The organism is Labrenzia sp. C1B70, from assembly GCF_000475395.1.
Lineage (GTDB): Bacteria > Pseudomonadota > Alphaproteobacteria > Rhizobiales > Stappiaceae > Roseibium > Roseibium algicola.
In genome coordinates this window covers 191,839-208,366 of sequence record NZ_AXCE01000061.1, presented here as the reverse complement: position 1 = coordinate 208,366, position 16,528 = coordinate 191,839, and the positions used below count along the sequence as shown (strand labels likewise).

17 protein-coding genes are annotated in these 16,528 nt (G+C 61.1%); 5 read left to right on the top strand and 12 right to left on the bottom strand.

What is annotated here, in order from left to right; genetic code table 11:
- Positions 1-4 precede the first annotated feature (4 nt).
- The 10 genes from Q666_RS60595 to lgt form a co-directional block, all read right to left on the bottom strand.
- Entirely contained in the window at positions 5-949 is a 945-nt protein-coding gene (locus tag Q666_RS60595) for an ABC transporter permease (RefSeq protein ID WP_022998093.1), read from the bottom strand.
- Positions 946-2,028, bottom strand: a complete 1,083-nt coding sequence (locus tag Q666_RS60590) for an ABC transporter permease (protein WP_022998092.1) — start codon at positions 2,026-2,028, stop codon at positions 946-948. The genes Q666_RS60595 and Q666_RS60590 overlap by 4 nt, the downstream gene beginning before the upstream one ends.
- The gene (locus tag Q666_RS60585) at positions 2,025-3,572 is read right to left on the bottom strand and encodes an ABC transporter ATP-binding protein (RefSeq protein ID WP_022998091.1); all 1,548 of its coding nucleotides are present in this window, start codon (positions 3,570-3,572) and stop codon (positions 2,025-2,027) included. The genes Q666_RS60590 and Q666_RS60585 overlap by 4 nt, the downstream gene beginning before the upstream one ends.
- A 96-nt stretch (positions 3,573-3,668) precedes the next feature.
- Positions 3,669-4,676, bottom strand: a complete 1,008-nt coding sequence (locus Q666_RS60580; protein WP_031268255.1) for a BMP family protein — start codon at positions 4,674-4,676, stop codon at positions 3,669-3,671.
- 390 nt (positions 4,677-5,066) lie between these two features.
- Positions 5,067-5,999 carry a ribose-phosphate pyrophosphokinase gene (locus Q666_RS60575; protein ID WP_031268253.1) on the bottom strand — a complete coding sequence of 311 codons (933 nt, stop codon included), beginning with the start codon at positions 5,997-5,999 and terminating at the stop codon, positions 5,067-5,069.
- Between the two features lie 239 nt (positions 6,000-6,238).
- Complete coding sequence (locus Q666_RS60570; protein ID WP_022998088.1) at positions 6,239-6,760, bottom strand: hypothetical protein; 522 nt, start codon at positions 6,758-6,760, stop codon at positions 6,239-6,241.
- A 91-nt stretch (positions 6,761-6,851) separates the two neighbouring features.
- The gene (locus Q666_RS60565) at positions 6,852-8,009 is read right to left on the bottom strand and encodes a Xaa-Pro peptidase family protein (protein WP_022998087.1); all 1,158 of its coding nucleotides are present in this window, start codon (positions 8,007-8,009) and stop codon (positions 6,852-6,854) included.
- Between the two features lie 9 nt (positions 8,010-8,018).
- Positions 8,019-8,783: a peptidoglycan editing factor PgeF gene (gene pgeF / locus Q666_RS60560; protein ID WP_022998086.1), complete on the bottom strand. Its 765-nt coding sequence runs from the start codon at positions 8,781-8,783 to the stop codon at positions 8,019-8,021.
- A gap of 56 nt (positions 8,784-8,839) precedes the next feature.
- Entirely contained in the window at positions 8,840-9,928 is a 1,089-nt protein-coding gene (locus tag Q666_RS60555) for a class I SAM-dependent methyltransferase (protein ID WP_022998085.1), read from the bottom strand.
- The gene (lgt, locus tag Q666_RS60550; protein ID WP_022998084.1) at positions 9,925-10,740 is read right to left on the bottom strand and encodes a prolipoprotein diacylglyceryl transferase; all 816 of its coding nucleotides are present in this window, start codon (positions 10,738-10,740) and stop codon (positions 9,925-9,927) included. The genes Q666_RS60555 and lgt overlap by 4 nt, the downstream gene beginning before the upstream one ends.
- A 253-nt stretch (positions 10,741-10,993) precedes the next feature.
- On the opposite strand from lgt, the gene Q666_RS60545 reads away from it, so the two are divergent.
- The 3 genes from Q666_RS60545 (at position 10,994) to proC (ending at position 12,924) form a co-directional block, all read left to right on the top strand.
- Positions 10,994-11,260 (top strand): accessory factor UbiK family protein, encoded by a 267-nt coding sequence (locus tag Q666_RS60545; protein ID WP_022998083.1) that lies wholly within the window; start codon positions 10,994-10,996, stop codon positions 11,258-11,260.
- Between the two features lie 348 nt (positions 11,261-11,608).
- The gene (locus Q666_RS60540; protein ID WP_022998082.1) at positions 11,609-12,109 is read left to right on the top strand and encodes a YbjN domain-containing protein; all 501 of its coding nucleotides are present in this window, start codon (positions 11,609-11,611) and stop codon (positions 12,107-12,109) included.
- Positions 12,106-12,924 carry a pyrroline-5-carboxylate reductase gene (gene proC, locus Q666_RS60535; protein ID WP_022998081.1) on the top strand — a complete coding sequence of 273 codons (819 nt, stop codon included), beginning with the start codon at positions 12,106-12,108 and terminating at the stop codon, positions 12,922-12,924. Before Q666_RS60540 ends, proC begins: the two co-directional genes overlap by 4 nt.
- A 108-nt stretch (positions 12,925-13,032) precedes the next feature.
- Here proC and Q666_RS60530 read toward each other — a convergent pair whose 3' ends face one another.
- On the bottom strand, positions 13,033-13,506 hold the full coding sequence (locus Q666_RS60530) for a ferritin-like domain-containing protein (RefSeq protein WP_022998080.1): 474 nt from the start codon (positions 13,504-13,506) through the stop codon (positions 13,033-13,035).
- Between the two features lie 367 nt (positions 13,507-13,873).
- On the opposite strand from Q666_RS60530, the gene Q666_RS60525 reads away from it, so the two are divergent.
- Both Q666_RS60525 and Q666_RS60520 read left to right on the top strand, forming a co-directional pair.
- Complete coding sequence (locus Q666_RS60525; RefSeq protein WP_022998078.1) at positions 13,874-14,572, top strand: TetR/AcrR family transcriptional regulator; 699 nt, start codon at positions 13,874-13,876, stop codon at positions 14,570-14,572.
- A gap of 70 nt (positions 14,573-14,642) precedes the next feature.
- Positions 14,643-14,984 carry a tRNA-binding protein gene (locus Q666_RS60520; protein WP_022998077.1) on the top strand — a complete coding sequence of 114 codons (342 nt, stop codon included), beginning with the start codon at positions 14,643-14,645 and terminating at the stop codon, positions 14,982-14,984.
- 39 nt (positions 14,985-15,023) lie between these two features.
- Here Q666_RS60520 and Q666_RS60515 read toward each other — a convergent pair whose 3' ends face one another.
- Positions 15,024-16,358, bottom strand: coding sequence for an 8-oxoguanine deaminase (locus Q666_RS60515; protein ID WP_022998076.1), 1,335 nt, complete (start codon positions 16,356-16,358; stop codon positions 15,024-15,026).
- Positions 16,359-16,528: the final 170 nt, after the last annotated feature.

Here is a 16,528-nt window from a genome sequence, read left to right as displayed (position 1 = left end):
TGTCTCAGCGTTGACCACGGAAGTAGGGCACAAGAAGAGCCCTTGGATAGTCTGCCCGGCGGGCAACGACAATCAGCGCGGCGATGGAAAGCAGATACGGCATCATCAGGAACACCTGGCCGGGAATGAAACTGCCGACCTCGGTCTGAAGACGCACCTGGAAGGCATCAAAAGCCCCGAAGAGCAGAGCGCCGATCAGGGCCTTGCCGGGTCGCCAGGAGGCGAACACCGTCAGGGCGATGCAGATCCAGCCACGGCCGTTGACCATGCCGAAGAAAAACGCGTCGAAGGCCGACATGGTCAGGAACGCGCCGCCAAGCGCCATGATCGCGGAGCCCGCAACCACCGTACCGATGCGGATCGCATAGACCGAGAGGCCCTGCGATTCCACGGCAGCCGGATTGTCGCCGACCGCCTGAATGGCCAGGCCGAGCGGGGTCCGGTAGAGCACATAGGCCGTAACCGCGACCAACAGCAGGGCGAGGAAAGTCAGGGGCGTCTGCTGGAACAGGGCCGGCCCGAGGAACGGCAGGTCGCTCAGGCCCGGAATGTCGAGCGGCTTGAAAGCCTCGATCCGGGGCGGTGACGAGACATCCGGCAGGGCCGTCCGGTAGATGAAATAACTGAGCGAAGTGGCAAACAGCGTCACGCCAATGCCCGAGACGTGCTGAGAGAGCCCGAGAGGCACGGTCAGAATGGCGTGGATCAGTCCGAAGAAGGCGCCGGCCATCGCCGCGACCAGAACGCCGCCCCACAGGCCTGCGCCGAGCCAGACCGCCATCCAGCCGGCCATGGCACCGGCGGTGAAGATGCCTTCGATGCCGAGGTTGAGGACGCCGGCGCGTTCGCAAACAAGCGCTCCGATGACGCCGAAGATCAGCGGGGTCGCGATGCGGAGCGCGGCCGCCCAGAAGTTGGCGGAGATGAGAATGTCGAGGATCTCGGTCATTCTGCCGCCTCCGGGTTTGCCTGGCTGCCGACGAAGCGGATCTTGAAGCGCAGGAACAGACCGGAGACGAGGACGCACAACAGCGCCATGGCGACGATCAGGTCTGCCAGATAGTTGGAGACACCAGTGGCACGGGACATGGAATCGGCCCCTACAAAGATGCTCGCAATGAAGAGAGCCGCCAGAACGACACCGGCCGGGGAGAGCCCGGCAAGCATGGCGACAACGATGCCGGAATAACCGAAACCGGGTGATAGGTCAGCGGTCAGATAGCCTTTCAGACCGGCAACTTCACCAACGCCGGCGAGACCTGCCAGCGCGCCGGACAGAAGCCCGACGCGAATGAAGGTTGCGGTGACCGGAATGCCGGCGTGTCGGGCGGCAGCGGCGTTCTCGCCGACCGCGCGGATTTCGAAACCCCAGACGGTGCGTTTCAAGAGGAAATAGACGCCGAGCGATGAAACGAGGGCGATGACAAGACCCCAGTGAATGCGCATCCGGTCCATCAGCTTGGGCAAGGCCGCTTCATCGAGAATGGGTTCCGACTGTGGCCAGCCCATGCCCATGGGGTCCTTCATCGGGCCTTCCAGCATCATCTGCACGAAGAGCAGGATGATGAAGTTCAGCAGCAAGGTGGTGACGACTTCATCGACGCCAAGCCGGGTTTTCAAAAGGGTTGGACCAAGCATGACCAGCCCGCCGGCGAGCGCACCGGCAACGATCACCATGGGAATGAGAAGGTAGGGCGGTGCGGAAATGACGCCGGTGCCGACGGCAACCGCCGCAAGGGCGCCGGCATAAAGCTGGCCTTCCGCGCCGATGTTCCAGAGCTTGGCCCGGAAGGCGACGGCTGCCGCCAGGCCGGTGAGGATCAGCGGTGTCGCCCTTGTCAGCATTTCGGTGAAGGCAAAGAGTGAGCCGAAGGCGCCCTTGGCCATGAGGCTGTAGGCTTCGAACACCGACAAGCCGGCAAAGGCCATGGGGATGGCGGCAAGCACCAGGGCAGCAACGGCGGCGGCAATCGATACACCCAGCATACGGGAAACGGAGGAGGGGGCACGCGGTTCGAAGCGGATCATGCTGCGTCCTCCGCATTGTGGCCGGCCATCCTGAGGCCGAGAGAGCCGCGGTCCAGCATCTCGCTCGGTTCGGCTTCGGAAAGATGCCCGCGGTGGATCACGGCGATCCTGTCGGAAAGGCGCATGAGTTCGTCGAGATCCTCCGAGATCAGGATGACACCGGCCCCGCGGTCGCGAGCCGCCAGCAGGCGCTTGTGAACATCGGACGTGGCGCCGACATCCAGCCCGCGCGACGGCTGGGCAGCCAGCACCACCTTTGGAACAGTTTCAAGGGTTCTGGCCAGTACGATCTTCTGGATATTGCCACCCGACAGTAGCCGCGCCGGGCTGTCCTCACTCTGGCAACGGATATCGTAGGCCTTGATCAGGTTGCGCGCCCGCTCCCGCATGGCGGAGAACCGCAGCAGACCGAGGCGCTGGTTTTCCGGTTTGCGGATGGCTTCGATGGCAAGGTTTTCCGAAACGCTCATCGCTCCGACAATGCCGTCGTGGTGACGGTCTTCGGGAATGCGGGCAAGGCCGTTGTCGATCATGGTTCGGGCACTTGCGTGGCCGATCACCGTGCCTTCCAGCGTCATGGATCCTTGGGTGAGCGGTTCCAGACCGGAAATGACCCGTGCAAGCGTCGTCTGGCCGTTGCCCGAAACTCCGGCAATGCCGAGGATTTCACCGGATTTCAGCGTGAGATCGACCGCGTGCAAGGCGTCGCGGCCATGTCCGGCGGAGGCCTTGTTCAAGACGAAAAGCGGTGCGCCCGGTGTGCCGGGGGACCGCATTGTCTCGACAATGGCATGGCCGACCATCAATTCGGCCAGCTTGCGCCGGTCGCATTCCGCTGTCGGCAGGTCGGCCACCTTGCGGCCACCGCGCAACACGGCGACCCGGTGCGAAGAGGCAAGGACTTCCGCCAGCTTGTGCGAGATGAAGATGATGCCGAGCCCGTCGTCGGCCAGCTTTTTCAAGGTCGCGAACAGAGTGTCGGATTCCTGGGGTGTCAGCACAGCGGTCGGTTCGTCCAGAACCAGCACGCGGGCATCGCGGTAGAGCGCCTTCAGGATTTCCACCCGCTGTTTTTCGCCGACGGAAAGCTGGGAAATACGGGCGTCGAGGGAAACCGTCAGGCCGGAGCGGGCCATCAGCTCTTCCAGTTTGCGGCGCGCAGGCGCCCGGGAAGAGGAAAGCGCGGCAAGCCGTTCCGTGCCCAGAAGGATGTTGTCGAGCGCGCTCAGGTTTTCGGCAAGGGTGAAGTGCTGGTGCACCATGCCTATGCCGGCCTGGAGCGCGGCATGCGGCGACCCTGGTTCCAGTTCGCTCAAGCCGGAGCCGTCCGGCGAAACCATGACCCGGCCTTCGTCGGCCACGTAGTGCCCGAAAAGGATGTTCATCAAGGTGGTCTTGCCGGCGCCGTTCTCGCCGAGAAGGGCAAGGATCTCGCCCTGTTTCAAATCGAGCGATACGTCGCCATTGGCCGTCAGAGCGCCGAAGCGCTTGGTGATGCCGTCCAATCGCAGCACGACACCAGCGTCCTGTGCCGGACCTGCCATATGATCCCCCCGGGAAAAGAATGAGTGCCGCACTTGAACCCCGCGGCCGGGAATCGCCGGCGGTCATTGTGACCGCCGGACGTGGCAGGCGAAAGCCTACATGGTGGATTTCGGTTCGCTGTCGTTCACATTGACGCGGAACAGGCCGTCGAGGATTTCCTGCTCCTTGGCCTTTGCCGCGGAAACCGCGTCGGCTGGAGCAAGGCTTTCGTCAACAACGAAGCTGCCGCCGCCGTAGGACATGAAGCTGTAGGGGCCGAAATCGGCAGGTTCAAAGGTGTCGCTGGCAACAAGGCCGATCGCCTTGTCGATGGTCGGTTCCATGTGCCACAGCGCGGAGGACAGGATGGTGCCCGGATAGTCGCTTGCCGTGTCGATCACGTTGCCGATCGCCAGAATGCCCTTTTCCTTGGCCGCATCGGAAACGCCGAAGCGCTCTGCGTAAAGAATGTCCGCACCCTTGTCGATCATCGCGAAGGCAGCTTCCTTGGCCTTGGGCGGGTCGTACCAGGAGTTGATGAAGGTCACGAGGAACTTCACGTCCGGGTTCACGGAAGTTGCGCCTTCCATGAAGGCGTTCATCAGGCGGTTCACTTCCGGAATGGCGTAGCCGCCGACCATGCCGATGACATTCGACTTGGTGGTGGCGCCGGCGATCATGCCGGAGAGATAGCTCGGCTCGTGGATCCAGTTGTCGAAGACGGCAAAGTTCGGCTGAGCCGGTCCGAAGGACGACCCCATCAGGAAAGCCGTGTCCGGATATTCCGCAGCCACCTTGCGGGCGGCACGCTCGACGGCGAATGCTTCGCCAACCACCAGATCCATGCCCTGTTCGGCGTATTCGCGCATGACGCGCTCATAGTCGGTGTTGGCAACGTTTTCGGAGAAGGTATAGGTGATTTCACCGCGTTCCTGGGCGGCTTTCAGCGCCTTGTCGATGCGGCTGACCCACTGCTGTTCGACGGGAACGGTGTAGATCGCTGCAACCTTGACCGGGTCGGCGGCATTGGCGGAAGGAACGGACAGTCCTGCCGATACTGTGACAGCCAGAGCGGCCGTCAACATGGCCCTGCGGGCCCTGGAAAATGGTTTGGAAGTGAGCATCTGAAATCCCCTGGAAAAGACCTTGTGCAGACTTAGATGACCACAAAATATGCGTGCTCACAAGCTGGGCAGGAGCTTCGGTGGCAAATTTTTTGAACAATTGGGAAAATTTGTGAAGCTTGGCGCGGACTGGTTGTGAGGGGTGGAAACTACCCGTCCGGTGTCGGCGTGAATGCGGCCCGAAGGAGCGGTTACAAGGTCCCGGCTGCAAAACCTGTGGCTGCCGGCATCCGGCTCCGATTCCCTCCCGCCGGCTCGGGCACGGCCGCAATTTTACGGCAGCGAGCAATACGGCAATCGCGGAAAAGGCAAGTCTTGCAGAAAAATGTGGGCTGAACGCAAAAACGCCCGGCACGGGCCGGGCGTCTTGAGCAGTCGACGTTTCGGCGATTAGCTGAAGAGGCTGGAAACCGACTTTTCCAGTGCCGTGCGGTTGATTGCTTCGCCGATCAGCGGGGCAATCGAGATTGCACGGATGTTGGCTGCAGCCGTGATGGCGGCAGTCGGTTCGATGGAGTTGGTGATGACCAGCTCCTTCAGCTTGGAAGAGGTCACGCGGGCAACGGCACCACCGGACAGAACGCCGTGAGTGATATAGGCCGTTACCGACTGTGCGCCCTTGGACAACAGGGCTTCGGCAGCGTTGCAGAGCGTGCCGCCACTGTCGACGATGTCGTCGACCAGGATGCAGTCATAGCCTTTGACATCACCGATGATGTTCATGACTTCCGATTCCCCGGGCTTGTCGCGACGCTTGTCGACGATGGAGAGCGGAGCTTCGATGCGCTTGGCAAGTGCACGGGCGCGCACCACGCCGCCGACATCCGGAGACACGACCATCACATTGTCGGTCGCGTAGCGTTCCTTGATGTCGCGCGTCATGACGGGCGCTGCGAACAGGTTGTCTGTCGGGATATCGAAAAAACCCTGGATCTGACCGGCGTGGAGATCCAGGGTTAGAATGCGGTCGGCACCGGCTTCGGTAATGAGATTGGCCACCAGCTTTGCCGAGATCGGGGTTCGGCCGGAGGCGCGGCGATCCTGCCGGGCGTAGCCGAAATACGGAATGACCGCGGTGATGCGGCGGGCAGAGGACCGGCGGAGCGCATCGATGATGATGAGCAGCTCCATAAGGTGGTCGTTTGCCGGGTAGCTGGTCGGCTGGACGACGAATACATCTTCGCCGCGTACGTTTTCCTGGATTTCTACGAAGATTTCCTGGTCGGCAAACCGCCGGACCTGGCATTTGGCGAGAGGGGCATCCAGGTATTTGGATATTTCCTCAGCCAGGGCTCGGTTGGAATTGCCCGCGACGATCTTCATGAGCCGCAAGTCCTTCTGGTGCGACGGCGGTTTTGCAGACAGGTTGTGCCTTGCAAACACGCGGAAAGGCCTAGGTCTTAAGTCATGTGCCGGGTGCCGGGAGCCTCGCTCGGAAACCCTCGGCAGGCGGCGGCGTTGTAACAACCAAGCAACCGGACCACAACAGGCGTTCGTGCCTGACGCCCGCTTTTTTTTATTTTTTGTGACGCCACGCCGGAATTACCCGGCAAAGCAATTCATTATCGGTTGAGCCAAGCCTTGATTTCCACCATCGAGCGATTGGCAATGCGTGACAGCGTGCCGGAGCTGACAGCCTGCCATGGGTCGCCCGAGGCTCCGCCGGTATCTTCCGTTCCGGAGATTCGCTTCACGCGGCGACCAGAGCTGTCGACGATGTCGAAAACGTAGAAGACCGTGCCGTTGGAAGGCTGCCCGGTGGCCGACAGATAGCCATTGACCCGGTAGGTGGCGGCCGCGCCGATGCGGCGTACCAGCGTGATGCCCTGTTTGCGGGCTTCGGAGCCGATCATTTCGGACAGCTCGTCGGCAATGTTGCCCGGTGCACCGGTAAACGGTTCGAACGCGAAGGTGATGCCTTCTTCCGGGTCGACCTGACCGGCGATCGTCGGCGCGGTGACAGTGGTCGAGATCGGAGTAGGGGGCTGTGGAGCAGCCTGACAGGCTGCAAGCCCTGCTCCAAGCAGTAGAACCGCCAACAGGCGCCGGGAAGAAATGGATTGTTGGGTGGTCTTGTCTGTCATGGAGACGCTTGGCTCTCGCGGTCGATATCGTCGTGGCAGCGGCCCTGCCGGAAACGCGAAACGCGAACCGGGCCGCAAGGTTGAAACTGGTTTAGCCTGACTTGACCGGCAGGTCGAGAGGCAGCTTGGACAAGCACTCTGGCGTTCCGGTCGTGGTCAGATAGGTCTGGCCGAGCGTCATGGCGGTTCCGGAGTTGGAATCCATCAGGATCATATGCATGAAGATGACCATGTCGGGCTTTACCTCGGCCGGATTGGCCCGGTACGCCATGGGCATATCCATCCAGCTTGGTGTGAACCTGGCACCCAGGGAATAACCGCAGGCGTTCAGCCGGTGCGGCATCAGGCCATGAGCGTCCACCCGTTCCGCATGAGCGTCGAAAACATCGCCGAATGTCTTGCCGGGAACGAGCTGTGTTTCAACGGCGGCCAGTGCTTCACGTGCGGCGGTGTACATCTCCAGATGCCGGTCCGTCGGCGTGCCGATCACCACTGTGCGCATCAGTGCGGCATGGTAGTGGCGGTAGGCGCCTGCCCATTCCAGTGTCAGTTGGTCCTGTTCGGACAGGTTCCGGCGACCTGCCTTGTAACGGCACAGGAGAGCGTCGCGGTCGGAGCCGATGATGAACTCGTTGCCGGGGTAATCGCCGCCACCTTCAAAAATGGCTCCCTGCATCGCAGCCAGGATGCGGCCCTCGTCGGCTCCGGGGTGGATTTCATCCATTGCCGCATAAAAGGCCTTGTCCGCCAGCTCCGCGGCCTTGCGCACATAAACGATTTCCTCGGCGCTTTTCACCGCACGAAGTTCGGGGATCAGGGGCGAGGCATCGCTGACATCGGCGAAACTTGTAAGTTCCTCGTTCAGCTTCAGGGCTATTTTGCCGGTCATGCCCTGTGTGTCGTATTCAACGCCCAGCTTGCAGCCGAGCAGGTCCATGTCGAACAGCAGTTCCTTCAGCTGCAGCACCGGGCTGGCGGAGCCGCGGTCGATCCAGATGCGGATGTCCTCGATGTTCGAGGTGTGCTTGGCCTGGCGTTCGTCGGCAGATCGGGTGAGGAGCACCCGGCGTCCTTCCTTCGTCACCACGAGGCACTGGAAGAAGCAGAAACCGAAGGTGTCGTAGCCGGTCAGCCAGTACATGCTCTCCTGGGCGAAGAGCAGCATGGCATCCAGCTTCTGCGCCTCCATGGCGGCTTTCAGCTTGTCAAAGCGGCTTTCAAACTCGGCATCGGAAAAATGAAGTGCCATGGGTGGTCCTCACAAAAGTGCAATCGCGCTGATCTGGCGGCCGTAATCCGGTTCCTTGCGATGGGTCGTCCGGCGGTAGGAGAAGAAGCGGTCTTCATCGGCATAGGTGCACAGTGCCAGGTCGGCAACGGCCCCCAGTCCAAGAGCCTGAAGCTTGTCCGTAATGAAGGCGGGCAGGTCGAACATGAAGTGCTCTGCCCGTTCCGAAGGCTTGAAGTAGCGGGTGTTGTCCGGGTGTTCCTGAAGGAAACGTTCCTTGAATTCGGGGCCGACCTCATAGGCGCCCTGCGAAATCGTCGGACCCAGCACCGCCGTGATGTTGGTTCTGGTCGCGCCGAGAGCCTCCATGGCGGCAACCGTATTCTGCAAGATGCCGGTAACGGCGCCTTTCCAGCCTGAATGGGCAGCGCCGATGACACCCGCCTTGGTATCTGCAAACAGAAGCGGGCCGCAATCGGCCGTCGCGATGCCGATGGCAAGGCCCGGTGTGGCCGTGACCAGGGCATCGGCCTTGCGGTCTGCATCCTGTGCGAACGGTGCGCTGACAGTGATCACGTCGGCGGAGTGGATCTGATAGGGGGACACCAGGCGATCGGCACCAATACCGAGCTGGCCGGCAACACGGTCGCGGTTTTCAAGAACGCTGCTGCGCTCATCGTCCGAACCGAGACCGATATTGAGGCTGGTGTAGATGCCGCCGGAAACGCCGCCCTGGCGGGTGAAGAAGCCGTGCCGGATGCCATCCAGCTTCAAGACGTCTGCTTCAATTTTCATTCAGGGCTCCTGAGGGGGAGGGGATTCGCCACGCCAGCGACTGATCCTTGGGGTGTTCAGGACGCGCTGTCAAACGGGGGAAACGAATTTCCGGAATTCGTCACTGCGAGCACCTTGAAAAGATCCCCCATCTGGTCAGGCGCGGCCAGCCGTTCGACGGCATCGCGGATCGCCTCCTGTTCGCTGTGGGTTTTACCCGCACCAAGGGCACCTGCCCGTTCCAGAAGACCGGTGCGAAGCAGGAATTCGCCCTGGGTCAGCGGTTCCAGCGTGTGTGCTCCCGCCCGGACAGCCGCCGCCGCCAACGCCTCAAAATTCACATGGGCGGTCAGATCCGCTTCTCCCGGATGAGCCAGGACGTCGTCATAGGCGTGCCTGTAAAGTGCTTGCAGCGTGTCGCCGGCAGCAGTCTTCAGATACCCGTAGTCAATGAGGAGTGCTGCACCGCCGCTATCTGCAATCCGCCGGCCGATTTCTTCGGCGATCGCATTGGCTGCGGGCTGGGTTTCGAAGATCGTGCCGTCCGGTGCAGTGGAAAGGCCAGCGGGCACAGCGTCATCGGGCAGACGGGCGGTGCCGACACCGAAGATCAGCTCTCCGTGCTGCGAAAGCCCGATCTGGCGTTCCTGCCAGCCGTGTTCGGTCTTGACGAACTGATGGATCGGCAGGGCGTCGAAAAACTCGTTGGCAACCAGGATCAGCGGGCCGTCCGGAACGTCCTGGAACCGGTCGCGAAACTGCGGTTTCAACGGACCGCGCTTCAGAGCCGCTGACTGCATGTCCCTCAGTCGCTGGCTGGTCTCAACCAGGTTCAGGCGAGCCGCCTTCACAAAGGCAGGACGCAGGGCTGCCATCCGCAAGAGGTCGGACATCAGTGTGCCGCGACCGGGCCCAAGTTCGACCAGCTGAAATTCCGCGGGCTCTCCAAGTGCCTGCCAGGCGGACAGGCAGGCTGCCCCGACGAGTTCGCCGAACATCTGGCTGACTTCGGGTGCTGTGACGAAATCGCCCGCGGTGCCGAACGGTTCGCGCGTCATGTAGTAGCCGGCGTCCGGGTCCCCGAGGCAAACGGACATGTATTGTGCGACCGAAAGCGGGCCCTCGGTTTCGATCCGTACCTTGATCCTGTCTTTCAGTCCCGTCACGCCGCGGTTGCTCCGGTCCGGCGCCGGGCGGCCCAGATCATGGTTGCGAGGCCCGCCAGGATCATCGGTACAGACAGCAGTATGCCCATGGTGAGAAAGCCGCTCAAATAGCCGATATGGGCATCCGGAACCCTGTAGAGTTCTGCTATCGACCGGGCGATGCCGTAGCCGAAGGCAAAGGCACCGGCAAGAAAGCCGGGCTTTTGCAAAAGCTTGAAGCGCCGGCTGAGCACCATCAGAACCAGAAACAGCACGATGCCTTCGAGCGCGGCTTCATAGAGCTGGCTTGGATGACGGGGATCCGGTCCGCCGTTCGGAAAAACCACGGCCCAGGGTACATCCGTCGGCCGTCCCCAGAGTTCGGAATTGATGAAATTGGCGATACGGCCGAAGAACAGGCCGATGGGAGCCGCACAACCGGCAAGGTCGAACAGGGTCCAGATCGACAGGCCGCGTTTCCAGGCAAACAGGATCATCGCGATGACGGTGCCGGCAAAGCCGCCGTGGAAGGACATGCCACCGGTCCAGATCTCGAGCGCTTCAGCCGGGTGGGCGATATAATAGCCCGGATTGTAGAACAGCACGTAGCCGAGGCGGCCGCCGATGATGATACCGAGCGTTCCCCACAGCACGAAGTCGTCGATCTCGAGCTGTGTGGGGCGGGCAATGCCGCCCCACAGCCGGTCGTTGGCCACCAGCAGACGCATGTAGCGCCAGGCCAGCAGAATGCCGACGATATAGGCAAGCGCGTACCAGCGCAGGGCAAAGGGCCCGAATTCGACGAGTACAGGATCGATTGCGGGAAAGGGCATAACCAGAACAGGCGGCACGGCAGAACCTTCCGATGGTGCGCGGGCGGGTTTCGGGCTGAACGCTTGCGCGATCTTGTCCGCCTCGTCAAGCCGACACGGGTTTGTCAGGCCGGTGGGGCGCTGCCCGCAAGAGGGTTCGGGAGATTGCTCCTGTTGATAGTGAATTCGGCTGCGGCGGAATTGGTCCTTGAAGTTCCCGCCATTCCCTCATACCTCTCTCCCATCGCATGTTTTTCCGATCAAGGAGGGTCCGATGACCCAAGGCCCGAACCGTCTTCTCGATGATTTTGCCAAGCTGATGACCGACGCCGCCGGTGTTGCCCAGGGTGCCCGCCGCGAGGTGGAGACTGCCTTCCGTGCGCAGGCCGAGCGTTTCCTGTCCGACATGGACGTGGTTTCGCGCGAAGAGCATGAAGCGGTTAAAGAGATGGCAGTGCGCGCTCTGGACCGGATCGACGAGCTCGAATCGCGGATCGCCAAACTCGAAAATCCGGAATCCGGCGCTGCTGGAGACGCTTAACCCGATTTGTTGACGTCGATGTGAGCGTTTTCTGTTAATAGTTGATGACAGAATTACGACGCGTGAACATGGCGGGTTTGCGTTGATTTTGGGCAGTGTGATGAAAAATACCGCTGAGTCGTCCACAAGTTTCGGCTTTTTTCGCTCAATTGGTATGTATCGCTTAAGTCAATCCTGCTCCTATACTGAAAGATAACAGGGATTCGTCGGAGCAAGACGGAACCGGTTCCCTTCTAAAAGGGCCGTAACAGGACGCGTTTTGCTCCTCCGGCATGGGACTTTTCCCGGCGGCCCGCCCGGTTATCGTGATCGGGTTCCAGGCCCCCGGCTCAGAAGGGGAGTAGGCACATGAGCCTCATCGAGCTTGAACTCGAGCGACCTGGTAATCCCGTTGACACCATCGAGACGTTCGCCGCCTTGAACGACTGGACGTTCGAAAGGTCGGACGAAGACGAGATCACCATATCCCTGGAGGGGAGCTGGTGTGATTACCACGTCTCCTTCTCGTGGATGGAGGAAGTCGAAGCCCTTCATCTTGCCTGCGCTTTTGACCTCAAGGTCACCGAATTGCGCAAGACGGAAGTTGTCCGTCTGCTCGCACTGGTCAATGAACAGCTCTGGATGGGCCACTTCGATCTCTGGAACAAGGAGAACGTGGTGATGTTCCGGCAGTCGCTGCTTCTTGCGGGCGGTGCGGAGGCCTCCTCGGCACAGATCGAGGGAATGCTGACAAATGCCCTTGAAAACTGCGAACGTTTCTATCAAGCCTTTCAATTCGTCGTCTGGGCCGGTCATTCGGCAGCCGAGGCGTTGAATACGGCCTTGTTTGAAACCGCAGGAGAAGCATGAGCTTTTCAAAGGAACGGCCTTTCCTTCTTGTCGGAGCCGGCAAGATGGGCGGGGCAATGTTATCAGGCTGGATGGCGGAAGGGATCGATCCCGCCGCCATCGTGGTCAGCGACCCGCGTCTTTCCGAAGAGATGGACGCGCTCCTCAAGAAACACGGCATCCGCCATGTGACTTCGGTCCCGGATGACCTTACGGCTGGCATCGTGCTGGTGGCGATCAAGCCACAGCTCATGGACCAGGTCCTTCCCGGGCTGAAGTCTGCCGTTGCTGCAGACACGCTCGTGCTGTCGATTGCGGCGGGTACTCCGGTTGCCAAATTCGAGGAATACTTCGGCAAGGTGCCGATCTGCCGCTGCATGCCGAACACACCGGCCATGGTCAAACGCGGCATCACGGCGGTGTATCCGACTGAGGCAGTTTCCGCTTCTTCCCGTGAAGATGTCACCAAACTTCTGTCGGCGGTCGGAAAGGTGGTCTGGCTCGACAGCGAAGACCAGATCGATCTGGTGACCGGTGTCAGTGGATCGGGCCCAGCCTATGTTTTCTTCCTCGCAGAAGCCTTGAGCGAAGCGGGCAAGCAGGCCGGGCTTCCCGAAGAGATAGCTCATGAGCTGGCCGTTGCCACGGTGTGCGGGGCAGGGGAGTTGATGCACCAGTCCGGTGAACATCCCTCCATCCTGCGCCAGAACGTTACCAGCCCGAACGGCACGACGGCTGCTGCGCTTGACGTGCTGATGCACGCCGAAGGATTGCAGCCGGTTATGAGCGAGGCGGTTGCCGCCGCCGTCAAACGCGCGCGGGAGCTGGCCGGCTGAGGTCGTCCCGGCAACACGGGTTTAATCAGACAAAAGGCCGCCGGAACTCCGGCGGCCTTTTGGTTACCTGGCCTGAAAGCCGAAGGGCCTTCGAGCCGCATGGCGCGATTACTGCGCGTTGATGGTCGAAACGGCAAGATTGGTCAGCTTGCTGTTTGCCGCCTTTTCCTGGTCGAGAATGCCGGTCAGCAGGTCGTGGGCCTCATCGTGGCCGAGGACCTTGGCCCATTCGCGCAGTGTTCCGTAGCGGGCGATCTCGTAATGCTCGACCGCCTGGCAGGCAGCCAGCAATGCTGCGTTCCTGGCCGCGCCGCTCGCCTCGCTGATGATGCCGTCGGTTTCCTTGATAAGGCCTTCAATGGCATCGCACTTCTCGCCTTCCGGCTTCTTTCCGAGCGACTTGAAGACCTTTTCCAGAACCTTGACCTGGGATTTCGTTTCCTCCAGATGCTCACCGATCGCATCCTTCAGTTTCTTGCCGTTTGCAGCTTCCTGCAGTTTCGGCATGGTCTTGGTCATGGTTTTTTCGGCGTAGTAGATGTCCTGAAGCGTATGCTCGAAAGCATCGGCAAGCGTTTTCATGGGGCGTCCTTTCACAAGATGCGCTTGGCCCGGGGCGGGGCTCGGCAAAGGTCTGTCAAAGCCACCCGGAGACGATCGGCGCGATGCTCCGTTTCAACGGGGCTTCGCGTGGGGGAACCGATCGCTCGGGCGGAACAGGTCATGAGAAAGGTGACCGGGAGTCCTTCCGGACACTCCGTACACGGTCTCAGGCCCGTCAGTTCAGGAAACGCCGTGCCAGTCGGTTTGGTTCCTGTCCGGTGCCTGCATTTGCCTGAGACCCGCGTTCCTGGAGGGGCACTCCGACAGCCTGCGGCAGCGGGCCACCCTTTTCTGCAAGCGCCTGCGATCCTATGTTGAGGGCTGTAAACACACAGGAGGGCCAGCAATGGCGACCGCGAAGACCAAGCAGAAGATCCTGAAGACCTTTCTCGATCTGTTGTCGGAACATCCTTATGAAGACGTCTCGCTGCCGTTGATCGCCGAGACGGCCAAGGTCAAGCTTTCCGAAATGCGCAGCGCTTATGCCTCCAAGCTGAAGCTGGTTGCCGCCTTCCTGGAACAGATCGACACCGCTGTTCTGGACGAACGCGACGAGGATATGGGCGACCAACCCCCGCGCGATCGCCTGTTCGACATCCTGATGAGCCGCATCGACGCCATGGCCGAACACAAGGAAGCCGTGCGTGCGCTCCACAAGGCGGCGCGAAAGGATCCCGCCCTTGCGCTTGACTTCAACGCCCTTGAAGTGCGCTCGCAGAAATGGATGCTGATCGCTGCCGGGATCGATGTTTCCGGGGTCAAGGCAACCCTCGTTGCCCAGGGTCTCTCCGTTGCCTTTGCCCGTGTCATCGGCGTTTGGCTGGACGAGGAAGACGAAGGCATGCCGCGCACCATGGCGCGCCTCGACAAGGAACTGGACAAGGGCACGTCCTTCATGAAGCGGCTGAACAAGCTGGACGGCGTCGCAAAAGGCATCCGGTCGTTCTTCCGCAAGGCATCGGAACGCTCTGGCCGCCGCGGTGACAGGGCGGAAAGTGGCCGGGAAGACACAGACCTCGGCGGAGAGGCCCCGGCAGGCGCCTGAGCGCTGCCCGGGCCTTGCGAACAGTCATCTGACCGTCCATGGTCGCTCGCGGAACAAAAGGAATGTTTTCGTGAGCGATCAGATCAGTTTTGACGATTTCCTGAAAGTGGATGTGCGTGTCGGCCGCGTTATCAAGGCCGAGGAATTTCCCGAAGCACGCAAGCCTGCCTACAAGATGCAGATCGATTTCGGTCCGGAAATCGGCATCAAGAAAACCTCTGCACAGATCACCAAACACTACACGCCGGAAACCCTGGTCGGAAAGCTGGTGATGGCGGTGGTCAACTTCCCGCCGCGCCAGATTGGCCCCGTCATGTCCGAAGTGCTAACACTCGGCGTTCCGGATGCTGATGGCGAAGTGGTGCTGTTGTCGCCGACCAAGGACGTTCCGATCGGCGGTCGGCTTTACTGATCCGGCGCGCCTGGCCCCGTCTCCAGGGACAAGCTCGTTTCAGGGTTGCAGATTTCGCGCAAGCCGGTTCTGGCGTTCGATCACCCTCGGCAGGTCGATCGTGGTGATCTGACCGTCGTTGACGACCTGACGACCTTCCACGAACAGGTGTTTGACGCGTGTCGGGCCGGCGAGCAGCAGGGCCGCCGGATCCCAGCTGCCCGCGCTTTCTATGCCGGAAACATCCCACAGTGCGATATCTGCACGTTTGCCGAGGGCAAGCCGGCCGCAGTCCGGCCGGTTGAGCACATCGGCTCCGCCACGCGTCGCGATTTCCAGGGCTTCGCGGGCAGACATGGCATCCGCACCGTTGGCCACCCGTTGCAGCAGCATCGACTGGCGCGCTTCCAGGACCAGGTTGCCGGCATCGTTGCTGGCCGAACCGTCAACACCAAGGCCAACCTTCACCCGGGCGTCGCGCATTGCGCGAACAGGGGCAATGCCGCTGCCAAGCCGGCAGTTGGAGCAGGGGCAATGGGCAACGCCGGTGCCGCTGCCGGCGAACAACCGGATTTCCCGATCATCCAGTTTGACGCAATGGGCGTGCCAGACATCCGGCCCGGTCCAGCCGAGATCCTCGGCGTATTGACCCGGTCGGCAGCCGAATTTTTCCTGCGAGTAGGAAATGTCCTCATCGTTTTCCGCAAGATGGGTATGAAGCATAACCTTCTTGTCGCGAGCCAACAGAGCCGCATCGCGCATCAGGTCCCGGCTGACCGAGAAGGGTGAGCAAGGGGCAAGGCCGACACGAACCATTGCGCCTTCTGACGGGTCGTGAAAGGCGTCTACGACGCGAATGGAATCTTCCAGAATGCTGGCTTCCCGTTCAACAAGGCTGTCGGGCGGAAGGCCGCCGTCGCTTTCGCCAATACTCATGGCGCCACGGGTCGGGTGAAAGCGAAGGCCGATCTCTCTTGCGGCGGCGATGGTGTCATCCAGCCGCGACCCGTTGGGATAGAGGTAGAGATGATCGGAGCTGAGCGTGCATCCGGAAAGTGCCAGTTCGGCAAGTCCGGTTTGCGCGGAAACGAACATTTCCTCCGGGCCGAAGCGGGACCAGATCGGGTAAAGGGTCTGCAGCCATCCGAAAAGTAGGGCGTCCTGGCCACCGGGAACGGCTCTGGTCAAGCTCTGGTAGAGATGATGGTGCGTGTTCACAAGGCCGGGTGTCACGACGCAGCCACGAGCGGACAGCGTTTCGCCGGAGGTCTCCAGGTCTTTGCCGATTTCCGCAATCACGCCATCACGCAGACGAATGTCGACGGCTGACAGTTCCCGGCGGTCGTCATCCATCGTGAGGACGGTTTCGGCATTTTTCAGCAGAATTTCAGGCATGGTGCATTCCTCAAGTCCCCGTCTCATCGGAATGCGCTCGGCTGGTGGAAAACGGGGGCAAGAACCAGCAAGCCATTTGGTAGAAAATTGATGTTTGCCCAGTCAACCGGAAATTGGGTGGCGATTGTGTTCAATCACCTTGAAAGACTTTCAAATGAAACAAACTGGTG

Excerpts from the sequence above, each read along its gene's own strand:
- Q666_RS60595 (WP_022998093.1), bottom strand. The coding sequence starts at position 949 with ATGACCGAGATCCTCGACATTCTCATCTCCGCCAACTTCTGGGCGGCC.
- Q666_RS60590 (WP_022998092.1), bottom strand. The coding sequence starts at position 2,028 with ATGATCCGCTTCGAACCGCGTGCCCCCTCCTCCGTTTCCCGTATGCTG.
- Q666_RS60585 (WP_022998091.1), bottom strand. The coding sequence starts at position 3,572 with ATGGCAGGTCCGGCACAGGACGCTGGTGTCGTGCTGCGATTGGACGGC.
- Q666_RS60580 (WP_031268255.1), bottom strand. The coding sequence starts at position 4,676 with ATGCTCACTTCCAAACCATTTTCCAGGGCCCGCAGGGCCATGTTGACG.
- Q666_RS60575 (WP_031268253.1), bottom strand. The coding sequence starts at position 5,999 with ATGAAGATCGTCGCGGGCAATTCCAACCGAGCCCTGGCTGAGGAAATA.
- Q666_RS60570 (WP_022998088.1), bottom strand. The coding sequence starts at position 6,760 with ATGACAGACAAGACCACCCAACAATCCATTTCTTCCCGGCGCCTGTTG.
- Q666_RS60565 (WP_022998087.1), bottom strand. The coding sequence starts at position 8,009 with ATGGCACTTCATTTTTCCGATGCCGAGTTTGAAAGCCGCTTTGACAAG.
- pgeF (WP_022998086.1), bottom strand. The coding sequence starts at position 8,783 with ATGAAAATTGAAGCAGACGTCTTGAAGCTGGATGGCATCCGGCACGGC.
- lgt (WP_022998084.1), bottom strand. The coding sequence starts at position 10,740 with ATGCCCTTTCCCGCAATCGATCCTGTACTCGTCGAATTCGGGCCCTTT.
- Q666_RS60545 (WP_022998083.1), top strand. The coding sequence starts at position 10,994 with ATGACCCAAGGCCCGAACCGTCTTCTCGATGATTTTGCCAAGCTGATG.
- Q666_RS60540 (WP_022998082.1), top strand. The coding sequence starts at position 11,609 with ATGAGCCTCATCGAGCTTGAACTCGAGCGACCTGGTAATCCCGTTGAC.
- proC (WP_022998081.1), top strand. The coding sequence starts at position 12,106 with ATGAGCTTTTCAAAGGAACGGCCTTTCCTTCTTGTCGGAGCCGGCAAG.
- Q666_RS60530 (WP_022998080.1), bottom strand. The coding sequence starts at position 13,506 with ATGAAAACGCTTGCCGATGCTTTCGAGCATACGCTTCAGGACATCTAC.
- Q666_RS60525 (WP_022998078.1), top strand. The coding sequence starts at position 13,874 with ATGGCGACCGCGAAGACCAAGCAGAAGATCCTGAAGACCTTTCTCGAT.
- Q666_RS60515 (WP_022998076.1), bottom strand. The coding sequence starts at position 16,358 with ATGCCTGAAATTCTGCTGAAAAATGCCGAAACCGTCCTCACGATGGAT.